General features: G+C 55.6%; 20 protein-coding genes and 1 riboswitch. Of the genes, 14 read left to right on the forward strand and 6 right to left on the reverse strand.

The window, feature by feature from the left end; translation table 11 throughout:
- Positions 1-298 precede the first annotated feature (298 nt).
- Positions 299-1,243, reverse strand: coding sequence for a transcriptional regulator LeuO (gene leuO / locus VF709_RS10550; protein WP_013095563.1), 945 nt, complete (start codon positions 1,241-1,243; stop codon positions 299-301).
- 636 nt (positions 1,244-1,879) lie between these two features.
- On the opposite strand from leuO, the gene leuL reads away from it, so the two are divergent.
- The 5 genes from leuL (at position 1,880) to leuD (ending at position 6,739) form a co-directional block, all read left to right on the forward strand.
- Complete coding sequence (gene leuL / locus VF709_RS10555) at positions 1,880-1,966, forward strand: leu operon leader peptide (protein WP_071830037.1); 87 nt, start codon at positions 1,880-1,882, stop codon at positions 1,964-1,966.
- A 91-nt stretch (positions 1,967-2,057) separates the two neighbouring features.
- Positions 2,058-3,629, forward strand: a complete 1,572-nt coding sequence (gene leuA / locus VF709_RS10560) for a 2-isopropylmalate synthase (protein ID WP_013095562.1) — start codon at positions 2,058-2,060, stop codon at positions 3,627-3,629.
- Complete coding sequence (gene leuB, locus VF709_RS10565) at positions 3,629-4,720, forward strand: 3-isopropylmalate dehydrogenase (protein ID WP_013095561.1); 1,092 nt, start codon at positions 3,629-3,631, stop codon at positions 4,718-4,720. Before leuA ends, leuB begins: the two co-directional genes overlap by 1 nt.
- A 2-nt stretch (positions 4,721-4,722) precedes the next feature.
- Positions 4,723-6,123, forward strand: coding sequence for a 3-isopropylmalate dehydratase large subunit (gene leuC, locus VF709_RS10570; RefSeq protein WP_013095560.1), 1,401 nt, complete (start codon positions 4,723-4,725; stop codon positions 6,121-6,123).
- 10 nt (positions 6,124-6,133) lie between these two features.
- Positions 6,134-6,739 (forward strand): 3-isopropylmalate dehydratase small subunit, encoded by a 606-nt coding sequence (gene leuD, locus VF709_RS10575; protein WP_023620018.1) that lies wholly within the window; start codon positions 6,134-6,136, stop codon positions 6,737-6,739.
- A gap of 91 nt (positions 6,740-6,830) precedes the next feature.
- Here the strand turns inward: leuD and VF709_RS10580 are convergent, their stop codons facing one another.
- From VF709_RS10580 to sgrT, 3 genes are all read right to left on the reverse strand, one after another.
- Positions 6,831-6,983, reverse strand: a complete 153-nt coding sequence (locus VF709_RS10580) for a Hok/Gef family protein (protein ID WP_010427008.1) — start codon at positions 6,981-6,983, stop codon at positions 6,831-6,833.
- A gap of 216 nt (positions 6,984-7,199) precedes the next feature.
- Positions 7,200-8,378, reverse strand: coding sequence for a sugar efflux transporter (locus VF709_RS10585; RefSeq protein ID WP_149896542.1), 1,179 nt, complete (start codon positions 8,376-8,378; stop codon positions 7,200-7,202).
- 121 nt (positions 8,379-8,499) lie between these two features.
- Entirely contained in the window at positions 8,500-8,652 is a 153-nt protein-coding gene (gene sgrT / locus VF709_RS10590; RefSeq protein WP_013095557.1) for a glucose uptake inhibitor SgrT, read from the reverse strand.
- Between the two features lie 88 nt (positions 8,653-8,740).
- Here sgrT and sgrR point away from each other — a divergent pair, with 88 nt between their 5' ends.
- From sgrR to thiQ, 4 genes are all read left to right on the forward strand, one after another.
- Positions 8,741-10,396 (forward strand): HTH-type transcriptional regulator SgrR, encoded by a 1,656-nt coding sequence (gene sgrR, locus VF709_RS10595; protein WP_038981191.1) that lies wholly within the window; start codon positions 8,741-8,743, stop codon positions 10,394-10,396.
- A 36-nt stretch (positions 10,397-10,432) separates the two neighbouring features.
- Positions 10,433-10,533: riboswitch (TPP riboswitch) on the forward strand.
- Positions 10,534-10,564: 31 nt separating this feature from the next.
- Positions 10,565-11,548 (forward strand): thiamine ABC transporter substrate binding subunit, encoded by a 984-nt coding sequence (gene thiB / locus VF709_RS10600; protein WP_058683664.1) that lies wholly within the window; start codon positions 10,565-10,567, stop codon positions 11,546-11,548.
- Complete coding sequence (gene thiP, locus VF709_RS10605) at positions 11,524-13,134, forward strand: thiamine/thiamine pyrophosphate ABC transporter permease ThiP (RefSeq protein ID WP_149896540.1); 1,611 nt, start codon at positions 11,524-11,526, stop codon at positions 13,132-13,134. The genes thiB and thiP overlap by 25 nt, the downstream gene beginning before the upstream one ends.
- Positions 13,118-13,819 carry a thiamine ABC transporter ATP-binding protein ThiQ gene (gene thiQ, locus VF709_RS10610; protein WP_038418671.1) on the forward strand — a complete coding sequence of 234 codons (702 nt, stop codon included), beginning with the start codon at positions 13,118-13,120 and terminating at the stop codon, positions 13,817-13,819. Before thiP ends, thiQ begins: the two co-directional genes overlap by 17 nt.
- On the opposite strand, the gene VF709_RS10615 is transcribed toward thiQ, so the two are convergent.
- Positions 13,809-14,576, reverse strand: a complete 768-nt coding sequence (locus VF709_RS10615; RefSeq protein WP_013095552.1) for a DedA family protein — start codon at positions 14,574-14,576, stop codon at positions 13,809-13,811. The genes thiQ and VF709_RS10615 overlap by 11 nt on opposite strands.
- Positions 14,577-14,704: 128 nt before the next feature.
- On the reverse strand, positions 14,705-15,550 hold the full coding sequence (gene araC / locus VF709_RS10620) for an arabinose operon transcriptional regulator AraC (RefSeq protein WP_013095551.1): 846 nt from the start codon (positions 15,548-15,550) through the stop codon (positions 14,705-14,707).
- Between the two features lie 336 nt (positions 15,551-15,886).
- Between araC and araB the strand changes: the two genes are divergently transcribed.
- The 5 genes from araB (at position 15,887) to rapA (ending at position 25,358) form a co-directional block, all read left to right on the forward strand.
- Entirely contained in the window at positions 15,887-17,596 is a 1,710-nt protein-coding gene (gene araB / locus VF709_RS10625) for a ribulokinase (RefSeq protein ID WP_038418670.1), read from the forward strand.
- A gap of 10 nt (positions 17,597-17,606) precedes the next feature.
- Positions 17,607-19,109, forward strand: a complete 1,503-nt coding sequence (gene araA, locus VF709_RS10630; RefSeq protein ID WP_020688483.1) for an L-arabinose isomerase — start codon at positions 17,607-17,609, stop codon at positions 19,107-19,109.
- 86 nt (positions 19,110-19,195) lie between these two features.
- Complete coding sequence (gene araD, locus VF709_RS10635; RefSeq protein ID WP_038418669.1) at positions 19,196-19,891, forward strand: L-ribulose-5-phosphate 4-epimerase; 696 nt, start codon at positions 19,196-19,198, stop codon at positions 19,889-19,891.
- Between the two features lie 74 nt (positions 19,892-19,965).
- Positions 19,966-22,323: a DNA polymerase II gene (gene polB / locus VF709_RS10640; protein ID WP_149896539.1), complete on the forward strand. Its 2,358-nt coding sequence runs from the start codon at positions 19,966-19,968 to the stop codon at positions 22,321-22,323.
- Between the two features lie 128 nt (positions 22,324-22,451).
- Entirely contained in the window at positions 22,452-25,358 is a 2,907-nt protein-coding gene (gene rapA, locus VF709_RS10645; protein ID WP_440231531.1) for an RNA polymerase-associated protein RapA, read from the forward strand.
- The last annotated feature ends 8 nt before the right edge of the window (positions 25,359-25,366 follow it).

Genomic DNA, 25,366 nt, shown 5'->3' on the forward strand with positions numbered 1-25,366 from the left:
ATATATTGCAGAGTGATCGTTACCTTAACCGCTCGTTTTGAGGCAGGCAATTAGCAAACAGGACGCGGCAAACGGGGTCAGAAGCACAAAAAGCAGCGTTACAGGGAGGATATGGTTAATTCCACTGTGATTCGTTCGTGAGGTGATAAATCATCGCTGAAAAGCGCAACCTTTCAGGAAATCATCTATTTTTGCGAGGCTGGCAGCAGCCAGAAAAAATAACAACAGCACAAAATACCGAAAATGAAAAAATATGCAGGATAAACCACACGCGCCGATGTGATTTATCCTGACGCGCTTATCGGCGGCAAATGCTAATAAGCAATTCTTCCATCCACTGATGGCCTTTATCCCGGCCTGCGGCTTCATGCCAGGAAAGATAACAGGTACGGCTATTGAGCTTGAGCGGCAACGGCAGAATTTGCAGATTTAAGGGTTCCGAAAACTCCTCCGCCAGCCAACGCGGGGCAATAGCGACCAGATGGGTCTGGGAAACCACATTTAAGACGCTGACCATGGCCATTCCCTGATAAGCCACGCTCGCCTGTTTATCCGCAGTGTCATACCACGGCAAACTAAATGAGGCGTATCGGTCGAGGGCAACAACAGCGTGCTGCTCGTTATAAACATCACTTTCGCGCAGCGGCATATTCATTCGTGGATGTTTTTTGCTGGCGACCAGTACCATTTCATCTTTAAACAGAGGCACACAGGAAAATTCCGGACGACGGAACTCTTCGTATCCCAGAACGAATTCTGTTTCCTGATACCGAAGCTGATGTTCTGTGTTCTGATTAAGAGAAGATTTAAATACCAGTTGAATATTGGGCGCAATTTCTTCCACTTTATTGTAGATCACGGACGTCAAATAATTATCTAACGGGCTACATACACAAAGATGGAAAACACGCTCACTGCTTAAGGGCTCAAAACCCGATCCCGGCAGCTCATTTTGCACCAACTGTAACGCCTGGCGGATAGAGCCAAACAGCTGAAATGCACGCGCCGTGGGTTGAATCCCTCTGCCATAACGAACAAACAATTCGTCATTAAACATCACTTTAAGCCGGGATACCGCATTGCTGACGGCAGGCTGCGACATCCCCAGAGACTGCGCTGCCCGCGTGATATTCTGTTCCTGCATCACCGCGTCAAACACGGTCAACAGATTGAGATCCACGGTGCGTAACTGAGGTTTAACCCCATTATAACCCTGAGGTTGATTAATATTATTTTCTGGCACTCCTGGCTCCACTGTCACGCTAAACTCCCTTTGCCAAATTACAGTAATAATTTCGAAAAATATGATTTACCATGCAGATACAACCAGCGAAAGAGAATTGTTTAAAATTCGGAAAATATAAAGAGCGCATCATCAAAAGGGTGACTTCGCCCAGGTCATTGATGGTGAGATGAAATTCCGCATAAATGATATCAATGACATTATGGTTTGCATGAAACCATAATCAAGACAAATACACAATCGCCCTTCGGTTAATGATAACTTAAGTATTATTAAACTATTCACGTGAGCCATGCCAAACAATTAACAAACTCGCATCATTGCTCACGCTTTATTTACTGCATTTTTATTTGCAGCACTAATAACTCAATGAAATTAAAAACAATTCTTCTCAGGGCTAATCCATTACAGACGTATGTTGAATTGATACTAATTATATTTAAATCGTTCCGGAGATGAATCTCCAGTCCAAAAATAGACTTTTCAAAAGGCATGAAAGATAAAAACCAGCACAATTAGCTAAATAAAATTCTCTGGAACATCGTGCGATCGGGGTCGTTTTTGTTGTCAGGGGTTGACATCAACCCCCATATCCAGTACCACTAAAAGCATATTGAATTTAACGGAGCACGATTCATGATTCGCACCATTCGTTTCACCGGTCTACTACTACTAAACGCATCCTCTGTGCGCGGTAGACTGGCGGGCGAAATTCAGCGTTGAATCGTCACCAGTAAGACTAAAAACCCGCGCCACTGCGCGGGTTTTTTTATGCTCGTAGCAAGGCGCCCTAAGACTGACAAGGACCTAACCCATGAGCCAGCAAGTCATTATTTTTGATACCACTTTACGTGACGGTGAACAGGCATTACAGGCGAGCCTGAGTGTGAAAGAGAAGCTGCAGATTGCGCTGGCTCTCGAACGTATGGGTGTCGACGTGATGGAGGTGGGTTTCCCGGTCTCTTCTCCGGGTGATTTCGAATCGGTACAGACCATCGCCCGTACCATCAAAAACAGCCGCGTCTGTGGTCTGGCACGTTGCGTTGAGAAAGACATCGACGTTGCCGCCGAGTCACTGAAAGTGGCTGAAGCATTCCGTATTCATACTTTTATTGCCACCTCCCCCATGCACATTGCCACCAAGTTGCGCAGCACCCTCGACGAGGTGATTGAGCGCGCGGTCTACATGGTCAAACGCGCGCGCAACTACACGGATGATGTTGAATTCTCATGTGAAGACGCTGGCCGCACGCCAATTGAGGATCTGGCGCGCGTGGTAGAAGCCGCCATTAATGCCGGAGCCAAAACCATCAACATCCCGGACACCGTCGGCTACACCATGCCGTTTGAGTTCTCCAACATCATTACTGGCTTGTATGATCGTGTGCCAAACATTGATAAGGCAATTATCTCAGTTCATACCCACGACGATTTAGGCCTGGCCGTCGGCAACGCCATCGCCGCTGTTCACGCCGGTGCCCGTCAGGTAGAAGGTGCGATGAACGGTATCGGGGAACGCGCAGGCAACTGTTCCCTGGAAGAAGTGATCATGGCGATCAAAGTGCGCAAAGACATCATGAACGTGCACACCCGCATCAATCACAATGAAATCTGGCGTACCAGCCAGACCGTCAGCCAGATTTGCAACATGCCGATCCCCGCCAACAAGGCGATTGTCGGTACCGGCGCATTCGCGCACTCTTCCGGTATCCACCAGGATGGCGTACTGAAAAACCGCGAAAACTACGAAATCATGACCCCGGAATCAATCGGTCTGAACCAGGTTCAGTTGAATCTGACCTCCCGCTCCGGCCGTGCGGCAGTGAAACATCGTATGGAAGAGATGGGTTACAAGGACAGCGATTACAACATGGATCAGCTGTACGACGCGTTCCTGAAGCTGGCCGACAAAAAAGGTCAGGTGTTCGACTATGACCTGGAAGCACTGGCCTTCATTAATAAGCAGCAGGAAGAGCCAGAGCATTTCCGTCTGGATTACTTCAGCGTGCAGTCCGGCTCCAGCGATATCGCCACGGCATCCATCAAGCTGGCCTGCGGGGATGAGATAAAAGCGGAAGCGGCAAACGGCAATGGTCCTGTCGATGCTATCTACCAGGCGATTAACCGCGTCACCGAATACGACGTGGAGCTGGTCAAATATGACCTGACGGCCAAAGGCCATGGCAAAGATGCACTCGGTCAGGTGGATATCGTGGTCAATTATAACGGCCGTCGCTTCCACGGCGTGGGTCTGGCGACCGATATCGTCGAATCCTCTGCGAAAGCGATGGTGCATGTCCTGAACAATATCTGGCGCGCCGCTGAAGTCGAAAAAGAGTTGCAACGCAAAGCTCAGAATAAAGAGAACAACAAGGAAACCGTGTAATGTCGAAGAATTACCATATTGCTGTGTTGCCGGGTGACGGTATTGGCCCGGAAGTGATGGCACAGGCGCTGAAAGTACTGGAAGCCGTTCGCTCGCGTTTTGCGATGAAAATTACCACCAGCCACTACGACGTGGGCGGCATTGCTATCGATAATCACGGTACGCCGCTGCCAAAAGCAACGGTAGAGGGTTGCGAGAACGCCGATGCCGTCCTGTTTGGTTCCGTGGGTGGCCCGAAATGGGAACACCTGCCACCCGCAGAGCAGCCAGAGCGCGGCGCGTTGCTGCCGCTGCGTAAACATTTCAAGCTGTTCAGTAATCTGCGTCCGGCAAAGCTGTATCAGGGTCTGGAAGAGTTCTGCCCGCTGCGCGCGGATATCGCCGCTAACGGCTTCGACATTCTGTGCGTGCGTGAGCTGACTGGCGGGATCTATTTCGGTCAGCCAAAAGGCCGTGAAGGCAGCGGCCAGCATGAAAAAGCGTTCGACACCGAGGTCTATCACCGTTTCGAAATTGAACGTATCGCCCATATCGCTTTTGAGTCTGCACGCAAACGCCGCCATAAAGTGACCTCTATCGATAAAGCGAATGTGCTGCAGTCCTCCATCTTATGGCGTGAGATCGTCAGCGAAGTTGCTAAGCATTATCCTGACGTTGAGCTGTCGCATATGTACATCGATAACGCGACAATGCAGCTGATTAAAGATCCGTCCCAGTTTGACGTGCTGCTGTGCTCCAACCTGTTCGGCGATATCCTCTCGGATGAGTGCGCGATGATCACCGGCTCCATGGGCATGCTGCCATCAGCGAGCCTGAACGAAGAAGGCTTTGGCCTGTACGAGCCTGCTGGCGGCTCCGCGCCGGATATCGCAGGTAAAAACATTGCTAACCCGATTGCGCAGATCCTCTCCCTGGCTCTGCTGCTGCGTTACAGCCTGGATGCAGGCGATGCGGCAACCGCAATTGAAAACGCCATTAATCGCGCGTTAGAAGAAGGCGTCCGTACCGGTGATTTAGCACGCGGCACGGCGGCAGTCAGTACCGATGAAATGGGCGACATCATTGCCCGCTATGTCGCTGAAGGGGTGTAATCATGGCGAAGACGTTATATGAAAAATTGTTTGATGCACACGTTGTCTACGAAGCACCAAACGAAACCCCGCTGCTCTATATCGACAGGCATCTGGTACACGAAGTGACCTCCCCACAGGCATTTGATGGTCTGCGTGCGCACAAACGCCCGGTACGTCAGCCGGGTAAAACCTTCGCGACAATGGATCACAACGTTTCCACCCAGACCAAAGATATCAATGCGTCGGGCGAAATGGCGCGTATCCAGATGCAGGAGTTGATCAAGAACTGTAACGAGTTTGGCGTCGAGCTCTACGATCTGAACCATCCGTATCAGGGTATCGTTCACGTGATGGGACCTGAGCAAGGGATCACCCTGCCCGGCATGACCATCGTCTGCGGAGACTCCCATACCGCAACGCACGGCGCGTTTGGTGCACTGGCGTTCGGTATTGGCACCTCTGAAGTTGAGCATGTTCTGGCTACGCAGACCCTTAAACAGGGCCGAGCCAAAACCATGAAGATTGAAGTGAAAGGCAAAGCCGCGCCGGGGATCACCGCGAAAGACATCGTGCTGGCCATCATCGGTAAAACGGGCAGTGCCGGCGGCACCGGGCACGTTGTTGAGTTCTGCGGTGACGCTATTCAGGCGCTGAGCATGGAAGGTCGTATGACTCTGTGCAATATGGCCATCGAGATGGGGGCCAAAGCAGGCCTGGTGGCACCGGATGAAACCACCTTCAACTATGTAAAAGGGCGTCTGCACGCGCCAAAAGGTCAGGATTACGCTGACGCCGTCGCGTACTGGAAAACCCTGAAAACCGATGATGACGCGGTTTTTGACACCGTTGTTACCCTGCAGGCGGAGGAGATTGCCCCGCAGGTGACCTGGGGAACCAATCCGGGTCAGGTCATTTCCGTGAATGACACTATTCCCGATCCGGCCTCATTTACCGATCCGGTCGAACGCGCCAGTGCCGAAAAAGCGCTGGCGTATATGGGTCTCAAACCCGGTGTGCCGTTGACCGATGTGACCATCGACAAAGTCTTTATTGGCTCCTGCACCAACTCGCGTATCGAAGATTTACGCGCTGCGGCGGAGATCGCCAAAGGCCGTAAAGTGGCACCCGGCGTACAGGCGCTGGTTGTGCCAGGCTCTGGTCCGGTAAAAGCGCAGGCGGAAGCCGAAGGCCTGGATAAGATCTTTATCGAAGCAGGCTTCGAGTGGCGCTTGCCTGGCTGCTCCATGTGTCTGGCCATGAACAATGACCGCCTGAATCCGGGCGAACGTTGTGCCTCCACCAGTAACCGTAACTTTGAAGGTCGTCAGGGCCGCGGTGGACGCACCCACCTGGTCAGCCCGGCGATGGCCGCCGCTGCGGCAGTTACCGGCCATTTCGCCGATATTCGCAGCCTGAAATAAGGAGACAATCATGGCAGAGAAATTTACCCAACATACAGGCCGGGTTGTCCCTCTGGACGCCGCTAACGTCGATACCGATGCGATCATCCCGAAGCAATTTTTGCAGAAGGTCACCCGCACCGGATTTGGTGCTCATCTGTTTAACGACTGGCGTTTTCTGGATGATAAAGGCCAGGTACCTGACCCGGAATTTGTGCTAAATTTCCCGGAATATAAAGGCGCCTCCATTCTGCTGGCACGGGAAAACTTTGGCTGCGGCTCCTCACGTGAGCACGCACCATGGGCGCTGACCGACTACGGCTTTAAAGTGGTGATCGCCCCGAGCTTTGCGGATATCTTCTACGGCAACAGCTTCAACAACCAGCTGCTGCCGGTGACGCTGAGTGACGAGCAAGTGGATGAAATGTTCGCGCTGGTTAAGGCAAATCCGGGCATGTCGTTTGAAGTGGATCTGGAAGCGGAAGTGGTGAAAGCCGGAGATAAGACCTACAGCTTCAGCATCGATGCCTTTCGTCGCCACTGCATGCTGAACGGTCTGGACAGCATTGGCCTGACGCTTCAGCATGAAGACGCCATCTCCGCATACGAGAAAAAACAGCCTGCGTTTATGGGCTAAAGGCAATGGCCCGCACGATGCGGGCCATTGATAAGGGTGCGTTGAGGCTCAACCACTCTGGAGAGGCGGGGAACTTTCCCCGCCCATACCGCTAACGTTTTGCTTCGTAAGCCAACACTGCTGCCAGCTCTGTTTTCTCCTGTCTGAAATGCAGTTCACACAGTGAATCACGCACCATCCAGGTGAAGATCAACAGCGTTGTACAGATCAGAAACAAACCTAACAGCAGAGTACGTTTTGGCATTCCAGCCTCCTTATTGCTTTTCGGCAATGAAGAGACTAACCTCGCAATGTTGGTTGTGAAGTTGGTCTCCCCATCAGTTTTTTGATGTGGGACTCTCCACTGTTTGCCTCTTGCGAAAGCCTGAGGCAAACAGCCTCAAGCACCCGCCACGCACTCTATTTGTCTTCTTAAACTCTGTCAGAAAATCGTTTCATTTCGTGAAGGCGCCTTCCAGAATCAGACGTCTTTTACGCGCCAGGTCAGCATCAGCGTAACAATCGACGTTAGTGCAATCATCCAGTAGACCGACCCATGTCCATAGCCTTGCGACAACGCCCCCTGAATCACCCCCGCCAGAATTACCCCCGTAGAGATACTGTTGGTAAAGAGTGTGGTCGCCGAACCCGCCCGCCCGGGCATTAAATCCTGGAACCAGAGCATCCCTATCCCGGCCACGATCCCGATAAACACGGCATTAAACAGCTGCAGCGCCAGCAACGCCTCTCGTGTATGGAAGAAAATCAGCCCCAGGTAGAAAAGCACTCCGGCCGCTACGGCTATCAGCATCATCCGGCGTTTCCCGAGATGTTTCACATAGTATCCCGCTAGAATCATCGCCGGAATTTCCAGCCCGGCGGCCGTCCCCATTAAGATCCCCGCGAGCTTATCCGGCAGCCCCAGATCGCTGCTGATCCACAGCGGCATATCGATGATATACATGGTGTTGCAGGTCCACATCAGCGTGGAGGCGATAAACAGCATACGGACGTTTTTATCCTGCCAGCCGCTCACCTGAGTAATGGGTTTATCCGCTGTCTGTTCGACACGCGCCACTGACGGCAGCACGAAGGCAATCAGTGCCAGGCTAATGGCAAAAATCCCCGCAGCGATGGAAAACATGGCGGTAAAACCGTAATTCAACGCCAGCATAAAGGCCAACGGCGGACCAATGACCCATGCAAGAGAGAGTTGCGCACGCATCACCGAGCTAAACATCACCACTTCCCGCGCCGAGTTGTCGGCATATTCCCGGGCAAGCGCGAACAGCTGCGGCATGGCGGTGTTCGCCAGTGAAGCCAGCAGCACGCCGCAGGTGATCAGCGTCAGGTAGTGACGATTAAAGGCAAACAGCAGCGCGTTACCCACAGCCATGGCGCAACAAAAAAGGATCAACTTGCGGCGATCGCCCTGGCTGTCGGATCGTTTCGCCAGCCCCAGGCTCACCAGGATCCCGGCGATGGCGTTCACGGTATAAAACAGGCCGACCCAAAACGGCTGCGCCCCCACCTCCCGGCTGAGAAAAAGACTCAGCGTCGGTGCCTGCAGCGCCCCCGCCACGCCCATCATAAAGGCCACCAGCATAAAAGCGGCATACACGCCGTTCAGGCGTCGCCCCATCGTCATTAACCAGAGCATCTGCAAGTCCTTGTGAAAGCGAATCGAAATTGGGTGAAAGAATAAACGAAAAAAGCCAGCAAAAAACATTTTGCTGGCGGGTGATAAGCACCAATACTCAGTCACACATGATCGAGGCGAGTTAGCGAGAAGAGGTCGGTTTCGTAACGTCCCACTGCATCAGTTCTTCTAACATTTTCAGCCGTTGCTCAGCACACTGACGGGCCAGCCAGGACGTTCCTTTTGTCGCTGAAAAGTACTGCTGATAAAACTGACGTGCGGTAGACCTCTTCATAATGTACCTCCTCACTTCATCGGGAATCATTATTGGCTTAATATAGGGATTAATAAATTGCTGATTTTTTGTCAGGAGTTCCCCTTTTATGCCTTCTGGTCGTCTGCAACAACAATTCATCCGCCTCTGGCAGTGCTGCGAAGGGCAATCGCAGGAGACCACGCTTAACGAACTGGCTGAACTCCTTAACTGCTCCCGACGTCATATGCGCACGCTGCTTAACACCATGCAGCAACAGGGCTGGTTAAACTGGGAAGCCGAAGCGGGACGCGGCAAACGCTCACGTCTGACCTTTCTCTATACCGGGCTGGCCTTGCAGCAACAGCGAGCGGAAGACCTGCTGGAACAGGACCGAATCGATCAGCTGGTGCAACTGGTAGGCGATAAAGCCGCGGTACGTCAGATGCTGGTCTCCCATCTAGGGCGGAGTTTTCGTCAGGGCCGCCACATTCTGCGGGTGCTCTACTATCGCCCGATGAAGAATCTGCTCCCCGGCACGGCCTTGCGCCGCTCAGAAACCCATATGGCGCGACAAATATTCAGCGGCCTGACGCGAATAAATGAGGAAAACGGGGAACTTGAAGCTGATATTGCGCACCACTGGCAGCAACTCTCCCCACGTCACTGGCGCTTCTTCTTACGTCCCGGCATCCACTTTCACCACGGCCGCGAGCTGGAAATGCGCGATGTCATCGCCTCACTGGAACGTGCCCGCAAGCTTCCGCTTTTTTCGCATATTTCGCGCGTTCACTCCCCCACCGCCTGGACGCTGGATATAGAACTGTCTCAGCCGGATAAATGGCTCCCCTGGCTGCTGGGGTATGTCCCATCAATGATTTTGCCAGGAGAGTGGGAATCGCTGCACAATTTTGCCAGCCAGCCCATTGGCACCGGGCCCTATGCCGTGTCGCGTAACACCAATAACCAGCTGAAAATTCGCGCGTTTGATGACTATTTTGGCTACCGGGCGCTGATCGACGAAGTGAACGTCTGGGTATTACCGGATCTCAACGAAGAGCTCAGCGCCGGGCTGACGCTTGAAGGCCCCACAACGGGCGAAAAGGCGGTGGAAAGCCGCCTTGAGGAGGGCTGCTACTACCTGCTGTTTGACAGCCGCACCCACCGCGGGGCCAATCAGGCGGTACGCAAATGGATCAGCCACGTCTTATCTCCCTCCAATCTGATTTACCACGCGGAAGAACAGTATCAGACGTACTGGTTCCCGGCGTACGGGTTGCTTCCTCGCTGGCATCATGCCCGACCTGCCCACTGTGACAAACCGGCAGGGCTGGAGTCTGTCACCCTGACCTACTACCGCGAGCACGTGGAACACCGTTTTATTGCCAGGATCATGACCAGACTGCTGGCTGCAGAAGGCGTCCGGCTGGACATCAGGGAAGTGGACTATGACGAATGGCACCAGGGGGAACTGACCAGCGATATCTGGCTGAACAGCGCCAACTTCACCCTGCCGCTCGATTTCTCGCTCTTCTCACACCTGTATGAAGTCCCGCTGATCCAGCACTGTATCGATCGGGACTGGCAGCAGGATGCGGCGCAATGGCGTGCGGGCGAGATGAACCTGGCCACCTGGTGTCAGGCGCTGCTGGCCGAACAGGCAATCGTGCCGCTGATCCACCACTGGCTGATGATCCAGGGCCAGCGCAGTATGCGGGGGTTACGGATGAATACGCTGGGCTGGTTTGATTTTAAATCCGCCTGGTTTGCACCACCAGAGCCATAACACTTTCGTAATATTCGCCAAATCATTACAATAGCGCCGTTCTCAACGGGGTGCTGCATCACTGATGTGCGCTGAGATAATACCCGTCGAACCTGATCCGGATAACGCCGGCGAAGGGATTTGAGGCTGTCGCTCAAAATCCTTTGCCACTCAACCTTGAGGTGCAAAGTGTTAAAAAAAGTGCTTCCCCTGCTGGCGCTGTTTGCGCTACCTGCTTTCGCAAAACCCGTCCTGACGGTCTACACCTACGACTCCTTTTCAGCCGACTGGGGCCCAGGCCCGGTCGTCAAAAAAGCCTTTGAAGCCGACTGCAACTGCGAACTGAAATTCGTGGCGCTGGAAGATGGCGTCTCGCTGCTTAACCGTCTGCGTATGGAAGGTAAAAACAGCAAGGCCGACGTTGTACTCGGCCTGGATAACAACCTGCTGGATGCGGCCTCGCAAACGAAACTGTTCGCCAAAAGCGGCGTAGCGACAGATGCGGTTAACGTGCCGGGCGGCTGGAAAAACGACACCTTTGTGCCGTTCGATTACGGATATTTTGCGTTTGTTTATGACAAAAACAAGCTGAAGAACCCGCCGAAAAGCCTGAAGGAGCTGGTGGAAAGTGACCAGAAATGGCGCGTGATTTATGAAGATCCGCGCACCAGCACACCGGGTCTGGGCCTGCTGCTGTGGATGCAGAAGGTATACGGTGATAAAACGCCGGAGGCGTGGCAGAAGCTGGCCGCCAAAACCGTGACCGTCACCAAAGGCTGGAGCGAAGCCTATGGCCTGTTCCTGAAAGGGGAGAGCGACCTGGTGCTGAGCTACACCACCTCCCCGGCTTATCACATTATCGCCGAGAAGAAAGACAACTACGCCGCCGCTGATTTCGCTGAAGGTCATTATCTGCAGGTGGAAGTGGCTGCCCGCACTGCCGCCAGCAAGCAGCCGGAACTGGCCGAGAAGTTCCTGAAATTCATGGTCTCCCCGGCGTTCCAGAATGCGATCCCAACGGGTAACTGGATGTATCCGGTGACCAACGTGACGCTACCTGCGGGCTTTGAGCAACTGACCAAACCGCAAACCTCGCTGGAGTTTACGCCGCAGCAGGTCGCCACGCAGCGAGCAGCATGGGTAAGTGAATGGCAACGCGCCGTCAGCCGCTAATTCCCGGCTGGTTATTTCCCGGACTGCTCGCCGCGGTAGTGATGGTGGCGGTCAGTCTGGGTGCTTTTCTGGCATTGTGGTTTAACGCGCCGGAGAGTGATCTGCTCTCTCTCTGGCACGACAGCTATCTCTGGCACGTCATCCGGTTCTCTTTCTGGCAGGCGTTTCTCTCTGCCCTGCTGTCGGTAATCCCGGCCATTTTTCTCGCGCGGGCGCTCTACCGCAGACGCTTCCCCGGCAGGGAGGCGCTGTTGAGACTGTGCGCTATGACGCTGATCCTGCCCGTCCTGGTGGCGGTATTTGGGATCCTGAGCGTGTATGGTCGTCAGGGCTGGCTGGCCGCTCTCTTTAACCTGCTTGGTCTGGAGTGGACCTTCTCCCCTTACGGACTCAAAGGTATTCTGCTGGCGCACATCTTTTTCAACATGCCCATGGCGACCCGGCTTTTTTTACAGGCGCTGGAGGCTATCCCCGGCGAGCAGCGTCAGCTTGCGGCACAGCTGGATATGCGCGGCTGGTCATTCTTCCGCTTTGTCGAATGGCCGTGGCTGCGCCGTCAAATCCCTCCGGTTGCGGCGCTGATCTTCATGCTCTGTTTTGCCAGTTTCGCCACCGTGCTTTCTCTTGGTGGTGGACCACAGGCGACCACCATCGAACTGGCGATTTACCAGGCGCTGAGTTACGACTACGACCCCGGCCGCGCTGCGCTTCTGGCTCTGGTGCAGATGCTGTGCTGTCTTGTGCTGGTCCTGCTGAGTCAGCGTCTGAGCAAAGCCATTCCACCGGGCAGTCATCAGATTACAGGCTGGCGCGATCCACAGGACAGCCTGCACAGCCGAATCGCGGATGTGATGTTGATCGTACTGGCCCTGCTGTTGCTTCTGCCACCGCTGATGGCCGTCATCGTCGATGGCGTTAACCTTAACCTCGTCTCCGTGTTGCAACAGCCCGTCCTCTGGCAGGCGACCTGGACATCCTTGCGCATCGCACTGGCTGCCGGGCTATTGTGTGTCATGCTGACCATGATGCTGCTGTGGAGCAGTCGCGAACTTTATGCGCGCCAGGCGCGCAAAGCCGGACAAGCGCTGGAACTGACGGGGATGTTAATCCTCGCAATGCCGGGCATCGTCCTGGCAACCGGCTTCTTTTTATTGTTCAACAGTACGGTTGGTCTGCCGGAAAGCGCCGACGGAATCGTGATTTTTACCAACGCCCTGATGGCCATTCCCTATGCGCTGAAGGTGCTGGAAAACCCCATGCGCGACGTCAACAGCCGTTACACTTTGCTGTGTCAGTCGCTTGGTATACAGGGCTGGCGCCGGTTAAAGGTGGTTGAACTGCGTGCGCTGAAACGCCCGCTTGCTCAGGCGCTGGCCTTCGCTTGTGTGCTCTCCATTGGAGATTTTGGTGTGGTGGCGCTCTTCGGCAATGAAGATTTCCGCACGCTGCCATACTGGTTGTATCAGCAGATCGGCTCCTATCGCAGCCAGGAGGGGGCCGTCACGGCGCTGTTGCTGCTGTTGCTGTGCTTTGCCTTATTTACCGTTATCGAAAAACTTCCGGGGCGCAATGTTAAAACTGACTGATGTCACCTGGCTCTACCAACACCTGCCTATGCGTTTCAGCCTGTCGGTAAGCCCGGGTGAGATGATTGCCGTGCTTGGCCCAAGCGGGGCAGGGAAAAGTACCTTACTCAATCTGATTGCCGGTTTTCTGCAACCGGCAAGCGGGTCGATAATGATTGAAAACAACGACCATACCTACACCCCGCCCGCCAGGCGTCCGGTCTCGATGCTATTCCAGGAAAATAACCTGTTCACCCATCTGACGGTGCGGCAAAACATCGCGCTGGGTATGGATCCGGGGCTGAAACTGAACGACGCGCAGCGCCAGAAGCTGGAGCATATTGCCGGGCAGATGGGCATTACCACGTTTATTGACCGGCTCCCCGGAGAGCTCTCTGGCGGACAACGTCAGCGCGTGGCGCTGGCTCGCTGTCTGGTTCGCGAGCAGCCGATACTGCTGCTGGATGAGCCCTTCTCTGCACTCGATCCCGCGCTGCGCCAGGAGATGCTCGCCCTGGTACAGGAGGTCTGCCAGCGTCAGCAACTGACGATGCTGATGGTGTCACACAGTATTGAAGATGCCGCACGCATCGCCCCGCGATCGGTGGTGATCGCGGAGGGTCGGATCGTGTGGGATGGTGAAACCGAAGAGTTGATGAGTGGTAAAGCAAGCGCGTCGCACCTGCTGGGGATCCTTAACGGCTGACCACCTTCAACAGGATCTCACCGTACACCGGCATCAGCGGATGGCGAATCAGCGCGATCAGCGCCACGACGGCAACGCCCAGCGTCAGCGGCGCCAGCCACAGCAAGCGCGAACGAGGCAGATAGCGCGTCAGACGATCGACATTTGCTTTCGCGCTGCGCCATAGCCGCCAGCACAACCATGCAGCGAGCCATAACAGCAGCGCTGTTGCCAGCAATAACCATTTAAAGCCACCGCTCTGCACATCATCAGGAATATCAATTGCCGCCCCCGCCAGGATCCCCGGCAGGAAGTAGAACGGCGGCCAGAAGACGCAGCCGATAATGTTCGGCAAAACGAATTTTGCGACGGGCAGATCCAGCATCCCGGCGACCATCGGCACCAGCGGACGCGTTGGCCCGACAAAGCGTCCGACGAGGATCGTAAACATGCTGTGCTGATGCAGTGCATGCTCGGTTTTATCCAGCAACGCTTTGTTCTTCTTCATGAATGACCAGCGGTGCAGCGGTTTCTTGAAACGCCAGCCCAGCCAGAAGGAGATCCAGTCGCCCAGTAAGCAACCGATCATACCGGCCAGCCACGCCTGCCAGAAATTGACCTCACCGCTGCCAATCAACGCGCCCAACGCTGCCATCATCACCGTACCAGGCAGGATCAGCCCAACCAGCGCCAGCGATTCCAGAAACGCCACCAGCGCAACGGCGATAAGCGAATACATAACGGACTGGGTAATAAAATGTTCCAGCAATGCCTGCATAACTATTCCGGTCAGAAAACGAATCAGGGATTCTGCTTAGCGCCCTGCACCGCGTCAAGACAACAATTGTCTGAATAGTTTACAGGTTGCTTCCGTTGTTCACCTGCTTGTTTATCTTTTTTTACCGTTTATTCACATCCCGCCCGGAATTCACTGGGGCTGGCGCCAGTGCATTTTTTAAATACGCGGGAAAAATAGAGCTGATCTTCAAAGCCCACATTGCGCCCTACGGTGGCAATGGGCATCCGGGTGGTGCTGAGCAGCAGTTTCGCCTGGCTGATGCGCTGATCTTCGCGCCAGCTCAGCACGCTAACACCCAACTGCTGCCGGAACAGATGCGATAGCCGCGACGGCGACAGGCAGACATGCTGGGCCACGCTGGCGATATCAAACTGGCTGTCGGCCAGGTGGTCGCTGATGTACTGGCAGGCATCACGCACACGGTTATCCAGCGGCGGATTAAGCGACGCGTTAATCGCCTCCATCCGGCGCAGTAACACCTGTTCAAGCAAATTAATTGCCAGTAGCTCAGCGTAGCGCCCACCGGCCTGTCCTGCCTCTATGATCTGAGCAAACAGCTCGCGGAACTGGGCCAGATGAGCGTCGTCCGGGCGGTAAAAACCGGTGTGCGCAAAAATGGCTGGCCACGAAAGCCACTCCTGCCAGTAGGCGCGGGGGCGGAAGTAGACCCACTGGTGATACCACTCTTTGGCATCCGGATGACGCCCGTAATGGTGGATCTCACCAGGTGGAAACAGCAGCATATCGCCGGGACGACAGACGAACTGCTGATCGTTGTTTTTGATTATCCCTTCCCCACGCACGGTCAGGTTCAGAATGTACCCTTTCATCCCAAGCGGACGGTCAACGTAAAAATCGAGATATCCCTCAGCCTCGATAGGGGTCAGCCCCGCCACCAGGTGGGCGTTAAACGAATAACCCGGCAGTAAGGGATCGTTTTGCGTTTCGGCCATAGATTCAGTTCTCCCAACGGTACTGAAGGAAACCAATTGTCCATATCGTTAAAAGCCGTATAAAAATGGCCTGCGACGAGATCCAAAAAGCATCACGTCTCTTTTACGTCCGCCATGTTTCAGCCTTTCCCCCTGATTTCTCCGCCAGAGTGGGCAGATAAGCAGTAACAAAAGTGTCTATAAGTGCGGCAGAAATGTCCACATTGAATATTTGCACGGCGTCACACTTTCCATCTCAACAGCAATTTAGTCCATAAGATTAGCGGATCCTGCCTGACGATTTTCGCCCCCAGTCTCTAATGTTCTCTCATACCTGTTTTCTGATGGAGCAACACCATGGCAATTGCGATTGGCCTCGATTTTGGCAGCGACTCGGTTCGCGCCCTGGCAGTGGACTGTACGTCCGGCCAGGAGATAGCAACCAGCGTTGAGTGGTACCCACGCTGGCAAGAGGGGCGCTACTGCGATGCGCCAAACAACCAGTTCCGTCACCATCCACGCGACTACATTGAGTCGATGGAAGCGGCAATCAAAACCGTGCTGGCAGAGCTGACTGACGCCCAGCGTGCAGAGGTGGTTGGGATCGGCGTAGACAGCACCGGTTCTACCCCCGCACCAGTGGATGCGGAAGGCCGGGTGCTGGCGCTGCGTCCTGAATTCGCCGACAACCCGAACGCCATGTTTGTGCTGTGGAAAGACCATACCGCCGTCGAAGAGGCCGAAGCCATCACCCGGTTGTGCCACCAGCCAGGTAAAACCGACTATTCGCGCTACATCGGCGGAATTTATTCCAGTGAATGGTTCTGGGCCAAGATCCTGCATGTCACCCGCGCTGACGCAGCGGTTGCACAGGCAGCCGCATCGTGGATTGAACTGTGTGACTGGGTTCCTGCCCTGCTCTCGGGTACCACCCGCCCGCAGGATATTCGCCGCGGCCGCTGCAGCGCCGGGCATAAATCCCTATGGCATGAAAGCTGGGGCGGTCTGCCACCGGCAGCCTTCTTCGATGAACTCGATCCGATTATCAACAAGAGCCTGAAGTACCCGCTTTTTACCGACACCTTTACCGCCGATATTCCGGTGGGCACGCTCTGCGAAGAGTGGGCAACACGTCTGGGCCTGCCGCAAAACGTGGCAATCTCCGGCGGTGCGTTTGACTGCCATATGGGCGCGGTGGGCGCTGGTGCCCAGCCCAATACGCTGGTGAAAGTGATCGGCACCTCCACCTGCGACATCCTGACGGCGGATAAGGCCAGCGTCGGTGACCGCGCAGTGAAAGGTATCTGCGGACAGGTCGACGGCAGCGTGGTACCGGACTTTATCGGTCTGGAAGCCGGGCAGTCTGCGTTTGGTGATATTTACGCCTGGTTTGGTCGGGTACTGGGCTGGCCGCTGGACCAGCTGGCGACCGCGCACCCGGAACTGAAAACCCAGATTGCCGAGAGTAAGAAACAGCTGCTGCCCCAGCTCACCGCCGCGTGGGCGAATAATCCGTCTCTTGAACACCTGCCGGTGGTGCTCGACTGGTTCAACGGCCGCCGTACGCCATTTGCCAACCAGCGTCTTAAAGGCGTTATCACCGATCTCAATCTGGCGACCGATGCCCCGGCCCTGTTTGGCGGCCTGATTGCAGCCACCGCCTTTGGTGCCCGCGCGATTATGGAGTGCTTCACCGAACAGGGCATCGACGTCAATAACGTCATGGCGCTGGGCGGTATCGCCCGTAAAAACCCGGTGATCATGCAGGCCTGCTGCGACGTGCTGAACCGTCCGCTGCAGATTGTCGCGTCCGATCAATGCTGCGCGCTGGGTGCGGCTATTTTCGCCGCCGTTGCCGCGGGCGTACACGCCGATATCCCGACTGCACAGCAGCATATGGCAAGCGCGGTCGAAAATACCCTTCAGCCGCGTGCTCAACAGGCGCAACGCTTTGAACAGCTTTATCAGCGCTACCAGCAATGGGCAAAAAGCGCCGAACTTCACTATCTCCCTGTCGCCGCCCCGTCAAAACACACCGCGGATACGACGGCAACCCTGACCCATTAAGGACACGACGATGACCATTTTTGATAATTATGAAGTGTGGTTTGTGATTGGCAGCCAGCATTTGTACGGACCGCAAGCGTTGCAACAGGTGACGAAACATGCGGAACACGTCGTGAACGCGCTGAACGCGGAAGCCAAACTGCCATGTAAACTGGTGCTGAAGCCGCTGGGCACGACGCCGGATGAGATCACCCATATCTGCCGTGACGCAAACTACGACGATAAATGCGCGGGTCTGGTAGTGTGGCTGCACACCTTCTCACCCGCCAAAATGTGGATCAACGGTCTGTCAATCCTCAACAAACCGCTGCTGCAATTCCATACCCAGTTCAACGCCTCCCTGCCATGGGACAGCATTGATATGGACTTTATGAACCTGAACCAGACCGCGCACGGCGGCCGTGAGTTCGGCTTCATCGGCGCCCGTATGCGTCAGCAGCACGCCGTAGTGACCGGACACTGGCAGGATCAACATGCGCAGAAACGCATCGGCTCCTGGATGCGTCAGGCCGTTTCCAAACAGGATACCCGCCATCTGAAAGTGGTGCGATTTGGCGACAACATGCGTGAAGTGGCAGTCACCGACGGTGATAAAGTTGCCGCGCAGATCAAGTTTGGTTTTTCCGTGAACACCTGGGCCGTGGGTGACCTGGTGCAGGTCGTCAATGAGATCGGCGATGGCGACGTGAGCGCGCTGGTTGACGAATACGAAAGCAGCTACCGCCTCACCGCAGCGGCGCAGGTGAAGGGTGACAAACGCCAGAACGTGCTGGACGCGGCGCGCATTGAACTGGGGATGAAACGCTTCCTGGAACAGGGTGGCTTCCACGCCTTTACCACGACATTTGAAGATCTCCATGGTCTGAAACAACTGCCGGGTCTGGCAGTACAACGTCTGATGCAGCAGGGCTACGGCTTCGCGGGCGAAGGCGACTGGAAAACTGCCGCTCTGCTTCGCATCATGAAAGTGATGTCAACCGGTCTGCAGGGCGGCACCTCCTTTATGGAGGACTACACCTACCATTTCGAAAATGGCAACGACCTGGTACTCGGTTCACACATGCTGGAAGTGTGCCCGTCCATTGCCGTTGAAGAGAAACCGATCCTCGACGTGCAGCACCTCGGCATTGGTGGTAAAGCGGATCCGGCACGTTTGATCTTCAACACCCGTACCGGCCCGGCCATCAACGCCAGCCTGATTGACCTGGGCGATCGTTTCCGCCTGCTGGTGAACTGTGTGGATGCGGTTGAAACGCCACACGCGCTGCCAAAACTGCCGGTCGCCAACGCCCTGTGGAAAGCGCAGCCCGATCTGCCAACCGCCTCCGAAGCCTGGATCGTCGCCGGTGGCGCGCACCATACCGTCTTCAGTCACGCGCTGGATCTCAACGATATGCGTCAGTTCGCTGAACTGCACGACATCGAACTGACCGTGATCGATAACGATACCCGCCTGCCCGCGTTTAAAGACGCGCTGCGCTGGAATGAAGTCTATTACGGTTCGAAACGTTAAGTACGACGTGCCCGGTGGCACTGCGTTTATCGGGCCTACGATTGTGTAGGCCAGATAAGCAAAGCGCCATCCGGCGGGAGACAACAATGCTAGAAGATCTCAAACGCCAGGTACTCGAAGCCAACCTGGCGCTGCCTAAACATAATCTGGTGACCCTGACCTGGGGCAACGTCAGCGCCGTCGACCGCGAAAAAGGGGTGTTCGTCATCAAGCCTTCCGGCGTGGATTATACGGTGATGACCGCTGACGATATGGTTGTGGTCAGCATTGCAACCGGTGAAGTGGTGGAAGGGAAGAAAAAACCCTCCTCCGATACCCCCACCCATCGCCTGCTGTATCAGGCATTTCCGACCATCGGCGGCATTGTGCATACCCACTCGCGTCATGCGACTATCTGGGCGCAGGCAGGCCAGTCCATCCCGGCTACCGGTACCACGCACGCAGACTACTTTTACGGCACCATCCCCTGCACCCGCCTGATGACCGATGCGGAAATCAACGGCGAGTACGAGTGGGAAACCGGCAATGTGATTGTCGAAACCTTTGAAAAACAGGGAATCGACGCAGCACAGATGCCTGGGGTGCTGGTGCATTCTCACGGCCCGTTTGCGTGGGGCAAAAATGCGGAGGATGCAGTGCATAACGCGATTGTGCTGGAAGAGGTGGCCTATATGGGCATCTTCTGTCGTCAACTGGCACCAGAGTTGCCGGATATGCAACAGACGCTGCTGGACAAACACTACCTGCGCAAGCACGGTGCAAAAGCTTATTACGGGCAATAAACTGTATATAAACCCAGCATAAAACCGCTAACCAGGCTATAATCAGGCCTGGTTTTGTTTTATGGGATAACGGCGTGACGCAGGCGCAAGAAGGTTTTTTACTGACCCGACACTGGCGGGATACGCCTCAGGGAACAGAGGTGGAGTTCTGGCTGGCGACGGACAACGGCCCGCTGCGCGTTACCCTGCCGCCACAGGAGTCCGTGGCATTTATTCCTGAAGCCCACGTCGACAAAGCAAAGCAGCTACTGCGCGGTGAAAACAACTGGCGCATCACGCCACTTGAGCTGAAGGATTTCCATCGCCAGCCGGTTTCTGGCCTCTATTGTCGCGCCCATCGCCAGCTGATGCGCTATGAAAAACTGCTGCGCGAGGCTGGCGTCACCCTGTACGAAGCCGATATTCGTCCCCCGGAACGTTTCTTGATGGAGCGGTTTATTACCGCCCCTGTCTGGGTTGATGGCACAGCGCACAACGGCGGGCTGATTAACGCCCGTCTGAAACCTAACCCGCACTACCGTCCGCCGCTGAAATGGGTCTCACTGGACATCGAAACCACCCGTCACGGTGAACTGTACTGTATTGGTCTTGAAGGCTGCGGCGACCGGGTTGTCTATATGCTCGGGCCACCGAATGGCGATGCCTCCGAGCTGGACTTCCGGCTGGAGTACGTCAACAGTCGGCCACAGCTGCTGGAAAAACTGAACCAGTGGTTTGCCGATCGCGATCCCGATGTCCTGATCGGCTGGAACGTGGTGCAGTTCGACCTGCGGGTACTGCAAAAACACGCCGAGCGTTACCGCATCCCGCTCATGCTTGGGCGGGGTCATAGCGAACTGGAATGGCGCGAGCACGGTTTCAAAAACGGCGTCTTCTTCGCACAGGCCAACGGTCGCCTGATTATCGACGGCATCGAGGCGCTGAAATCCGCATTCTGGAATTTCTCTTCCTTCTCGCTGGAGGCAGTGGCGCAGGAGCTGCTGGGGGAAGGGAAATCCATCGATAACCCGTGGGACCGAATGGATGAGATCGACCGCCGCTTCAACGAAGACAAACCGGCACTTGCCACCTATAACCTGAAAGATTGTGAGCTGGTTACGCAGATTTTCCACAAAACCGAGATCATGCCTTTTCTGCTGGAACGCGCCACAGTGAACGGTCTTGCCGCTGATCGGCACGGCGGTTCCGTGGCGGCATTCAGCCATCTGTACTTTCCCCGCATGCACCGGGCAGGCTACGTCGCACCGAACCTGGGGGACGTGCCGCCGCAGGCAAGCCCTGGCGGCTACGTGATGGATTCCCGGCCGGGACTGTATGACTCCGTGCTGGTACTGGACTACAAAAGCCTCTACCCCTCGATTATCCGCACCTTTCTGATTGATCCGGTGGGGCTGGTAGAGGGGATGGCGCAGCCGGACGATATGCACAGCACCGACGGGTTTCTGGGGGCGCGTTTCTCACGGGAGAAACACTGCCTGCCGGAGATCGTGGGACAGATCTGGCACGGGCGCGACGAGGCCAAGCGCCACGGCAACAAGCCGCTTTCTCAGGCGCTGAAAATTATCATGAATGCCTTTTACGGTGTGCTGGGCACCAGCGCCTGTCGCTTCTTCGACCCGCGTCTCGCCTCGTCTATCACCATGCGCGGGCATGAGATCATGCGCCAGACAAAGGCGCTGATCGAATCCCAGGGCTATGAAGTGATCTATGGCGATACCGACTCCACCTTCGTCTGGTTGAAGGGCGCGCACGCCGAAGAGGAAGCCGCGCGAATTGGCAAACAGCTGGTGGCCTTCGTGAACGACTGGTGGCAAGCGCATTTGCAAAAAGAGCGGTTAACCAGTGCGTTAGAGCTGGAGTATGAAACCCATTTCAGCCGCTTTTTAATGCCCACTATCCGTGGAACCGATCAGGGCAGCAAGAAACGCTACGCCGGACTGATTCAGGAAGGTGAAAAGCAACGCATGGTGTTTAAAGGGCTGGAGACGGTACGCACAGACTGGACTCCGCTGGCGCAGCAGTTCCAGCAAACGCTCTATTTGCGGATCTTTCGTAATGAGCCTTATCAGGACTACGTCCGCGAGACGATAGCCAGCCTGATGGCTGGCGAGCTCGACAACCAGCTGGTGTATCGCAAACGCCTGCGCCGCCCGCTGGCCGAGTATCAGCGTAACGTTCCGCCGCACGTCCGCGCCGCGCGTCTGGCGGATGAAGAGAACGTCCGTCGGGGGCGCGCCCCGCAGTATCAGAACCGGGGCACCATTAAGTATGTCTGGACGACAAACGGGCCAGAGCCCGTGGATTATCAACACTCTGCGCTGGACTACGACCACTACCTGACGCGCCAGCTTCAGCCCGTCGCGGATGGAATTTTGCCTTTCATTGACGACGATTTTGCTACACTAGTGACAGGGCAGCTTGGCCTATTTTGACACGTGACGAAATCGCTGCCATCCAGTACCATAGCGCCCTTTCCACTCCCGGACCCATTTTTCGATGACCGTCTTTTTTGACGGTGGTTGAACTATTGCCTGCAATTAAAGATTAGAGCCGAACACATATGCCTTTTACACTTGGTCAACGCTGGATCAGCGATACAGAAAGCGAACTTGGATTGGGAACCGTGGTTGCAGTCGATGCACGCATGGTCACCCTCCTTTTCCCTGCTACCGGTGAAAACCGCCTGTACGCTCGCAATGACTCCCCTGTTACCCGCGTGATGTTCAATCCAGGTGACACCGTGACCAGCCACGACGGCTGGCAGCTAAAGGTTGAAGACGTAAAAGAAGAGAATGGTCTGCTCGCCTACATTGGGACTCGCCTCGACACTGACGAGAGCAATGTCATCCTGCGTGAAGTGCTGCTCGACAGCAAACTGGTTTTCAGCAAGCCGCAGGATCGCCTGTTTGCCGGGCAAATCGACCGTATGGATCGCTTCTCCCTGCGCTATCGCGCACGTAAATTCCAGAGTGAACAGTACCGCATGCCGTGGAGCGGCCTGCGTGGTCAACGCACCAGCCTGATCCCTCATCAGTTGAATATCGCCCATGACGTTGGTCGTCGTCATGCGCCTCGCGTACTGCTGGCAGACGAAGTGGGCCTCGGTAAAACCATTGAAGCCGGTATGATCCTGCATCAACAGCTGCTTTCTGGCGCCGCCGAGCGCGTGCTGATCGTGGTACCGGAAACGCTGCAACATCAGTGGCTGGTTGAGATGCTGCGCCGCTTTAACCTCCGTTTCTCGCTGTTTGACGACGAGCGCTACGCCGAAGCCCAGCATGACGCGGACAACCCGTTTGAAACCGAACAGCTGGTCATCTGCTCCCTGGACTTCGTGCGCCGCAGCAAGCAGCGTCTTGAGCATCTGTGCGACGCAGAGTGGGATCTGCTGGTGGTCGACGAAGCGCACCACCTGGTCTGGAGCGAAGAGGCACCGAGCCGTGAATACATGGCGATTGAACAGCTTGCCGAGCGCGTGCCGGGCGTCCTGCTGCTGACCGCAACGCCGGAGCAGCTGGGGCTGGAGAGCCACTTCGCCCGTCTGCGCCTGCTCGATCCAAACCGCTTCCATGACTTTGAGCAGTTTGTCGAAGAACAGAATAATTACCGCCCGGTTGCCGATGCTGTCGCCATGCTGCTGGCGGGCAAACGCCTCTCGAATGACGAACTCAACACCCTGAGCGATCTGATTGGCGAACAGGATATTGAGCCGCTGCTGCAGGCAGCCAACAGTGACAGCGACAACGCGGGTTCCGCGCGTAAAGAGCTGATCGATATGTTGATGGACCGCCACGGCACCAGCCGCGTGCTGTTCCGTAACACCCGTAACGGCGTGAAGGGCTTCCCGAAACGCGAACTGCATACCATCAAGCTGCCGCTGCCGACGCAGTATCAGACGGCGATAAAAGTCTCCGGCATTATGGGGGCGCGCAAAAGCCAGGAAGAACGTGCGCGCGACATGCTCTACCCGGAGCAGATTTATCAGGAATTTGAAGGCGATACCGGAACCTGGTGGAACTTCGACCCGCGTGTTGAATGGCTGATGGGGTACTTAACGGCTCATCGTTCACAGAAAGTGCTGGTGATCTGCGCCAAGGCGGCCACCGCGCTGCAGCTGGAGCAGGTTCTGCGCGAGCGCGAAGGTATTCGAGCCGCCGTGTTCCACGAGGGGATGTCCATTGTCGAGCGTGACCGCGCCGCGGCCTGGTTCAGTGAAGAAGACAGCGGCGCACAGGTTCTGCTGTGCTCTGAAATCGGTTCTGAAGGGCGTAACTTCCAGTTCGCCAGCAACCTGGTGATGTTCGATCTGCCGTTCAACCCCGACCTGCTGGAACAGCGTATCGGCCGTCTGGACCGTATCGGTCAGGCGCATGATATTCAGATCCACGTCCCTTACCTGGAAAAAACCGCTCAGTCGGTGCTGGTACGCTGGTTCCACGAAGGTCTGGACGCGTTCGAACATACCTGTCCGACGGGACGCACCATTTACGATCAGGTGCATACGGATCTGATCGGTTACCTGGCAGCGCCGGAAAATACGGACGGTTTTGATGAGCTGATCAAATCCTGTCGCGAAAAGCATGAGGCTCTGAAAGCGCAGCTGGAGCAGGGACGTGACCGCCTGCTGGAAATCCACTCCAACGGTGGCGAAAAAGCGCAGGCGCTTGCCGAAAGCATTGAAGAGCAGGATGACGACACCAGCCTGATCAGCTTCGCCATGAACCTGTTCGACATCGTCGGGATCAACCAGGACGATCGCGGCGAGAACATGATCGTGCTGACCCCATCCGATCATATGCTGGTTCCGGATTTCCCGGGCCTGCCGGAGGATGGTTGCACCATCACCTTTGAGCGTGACGTGGCGCTGTCTCGCGAAGACGCGCAGTTCATCACCTGGGAACACCCGTTGATCCGCAACGGCCTCGACCTGATCCTTTCCGGCGACACGGGTAGCAGCACGATTTCCTTGTTGAAAAACAAAGCATTACCCGTTGGTACGCTGCTGGTTGAGCTGATCTATGTTGTGGAAGCGCAAGCGCCGAAACAGCTGCAGCTCACCCGCTTCCTGCCGCCAACGCCAGTGCGTCTGCTGCTGGATAAAAACGGTACCAACCTGGCTGCACAGGTTGAATTCGAGAGTTTCAACCGCCAGCTGAGCGCAGTAAACCGCCACACGGGCAGCAAACTGGTCAACGCCGTACAACAGGACGTGCACGCCATTCTGCAGTTGGGTGAAACGCAGATCGAAAAAGCGGCCAGGACGCTAATTGATGCCGCGCGCGAGGAAGCCGATGAGAAACTGTCTGCAGAGCAGTCTCGTCTGGAAGCGTTAAAAGCGGTGAACCCAAACATCCGTGATGACGAACTGACCGCGATTGAGAGCAACCGTCAGCAGGTGCTGGAAAGCCTGAATCAGGCAAGCTGGCGTCTGGATGCCCTGCGTCTTATTGTTGTGACGCATCAGTAAACGGAGCA

It is taken from the genome of Enterobacter sp. Lyrl_3 (assembly GCF_051948675.1).
Lineage (GTDB): Bacteria > Pseudomonadota > Gammaproteobacteria > Enterobacterales > Enterobacteriaceae > Enterobacter > Enterobacter cloacae.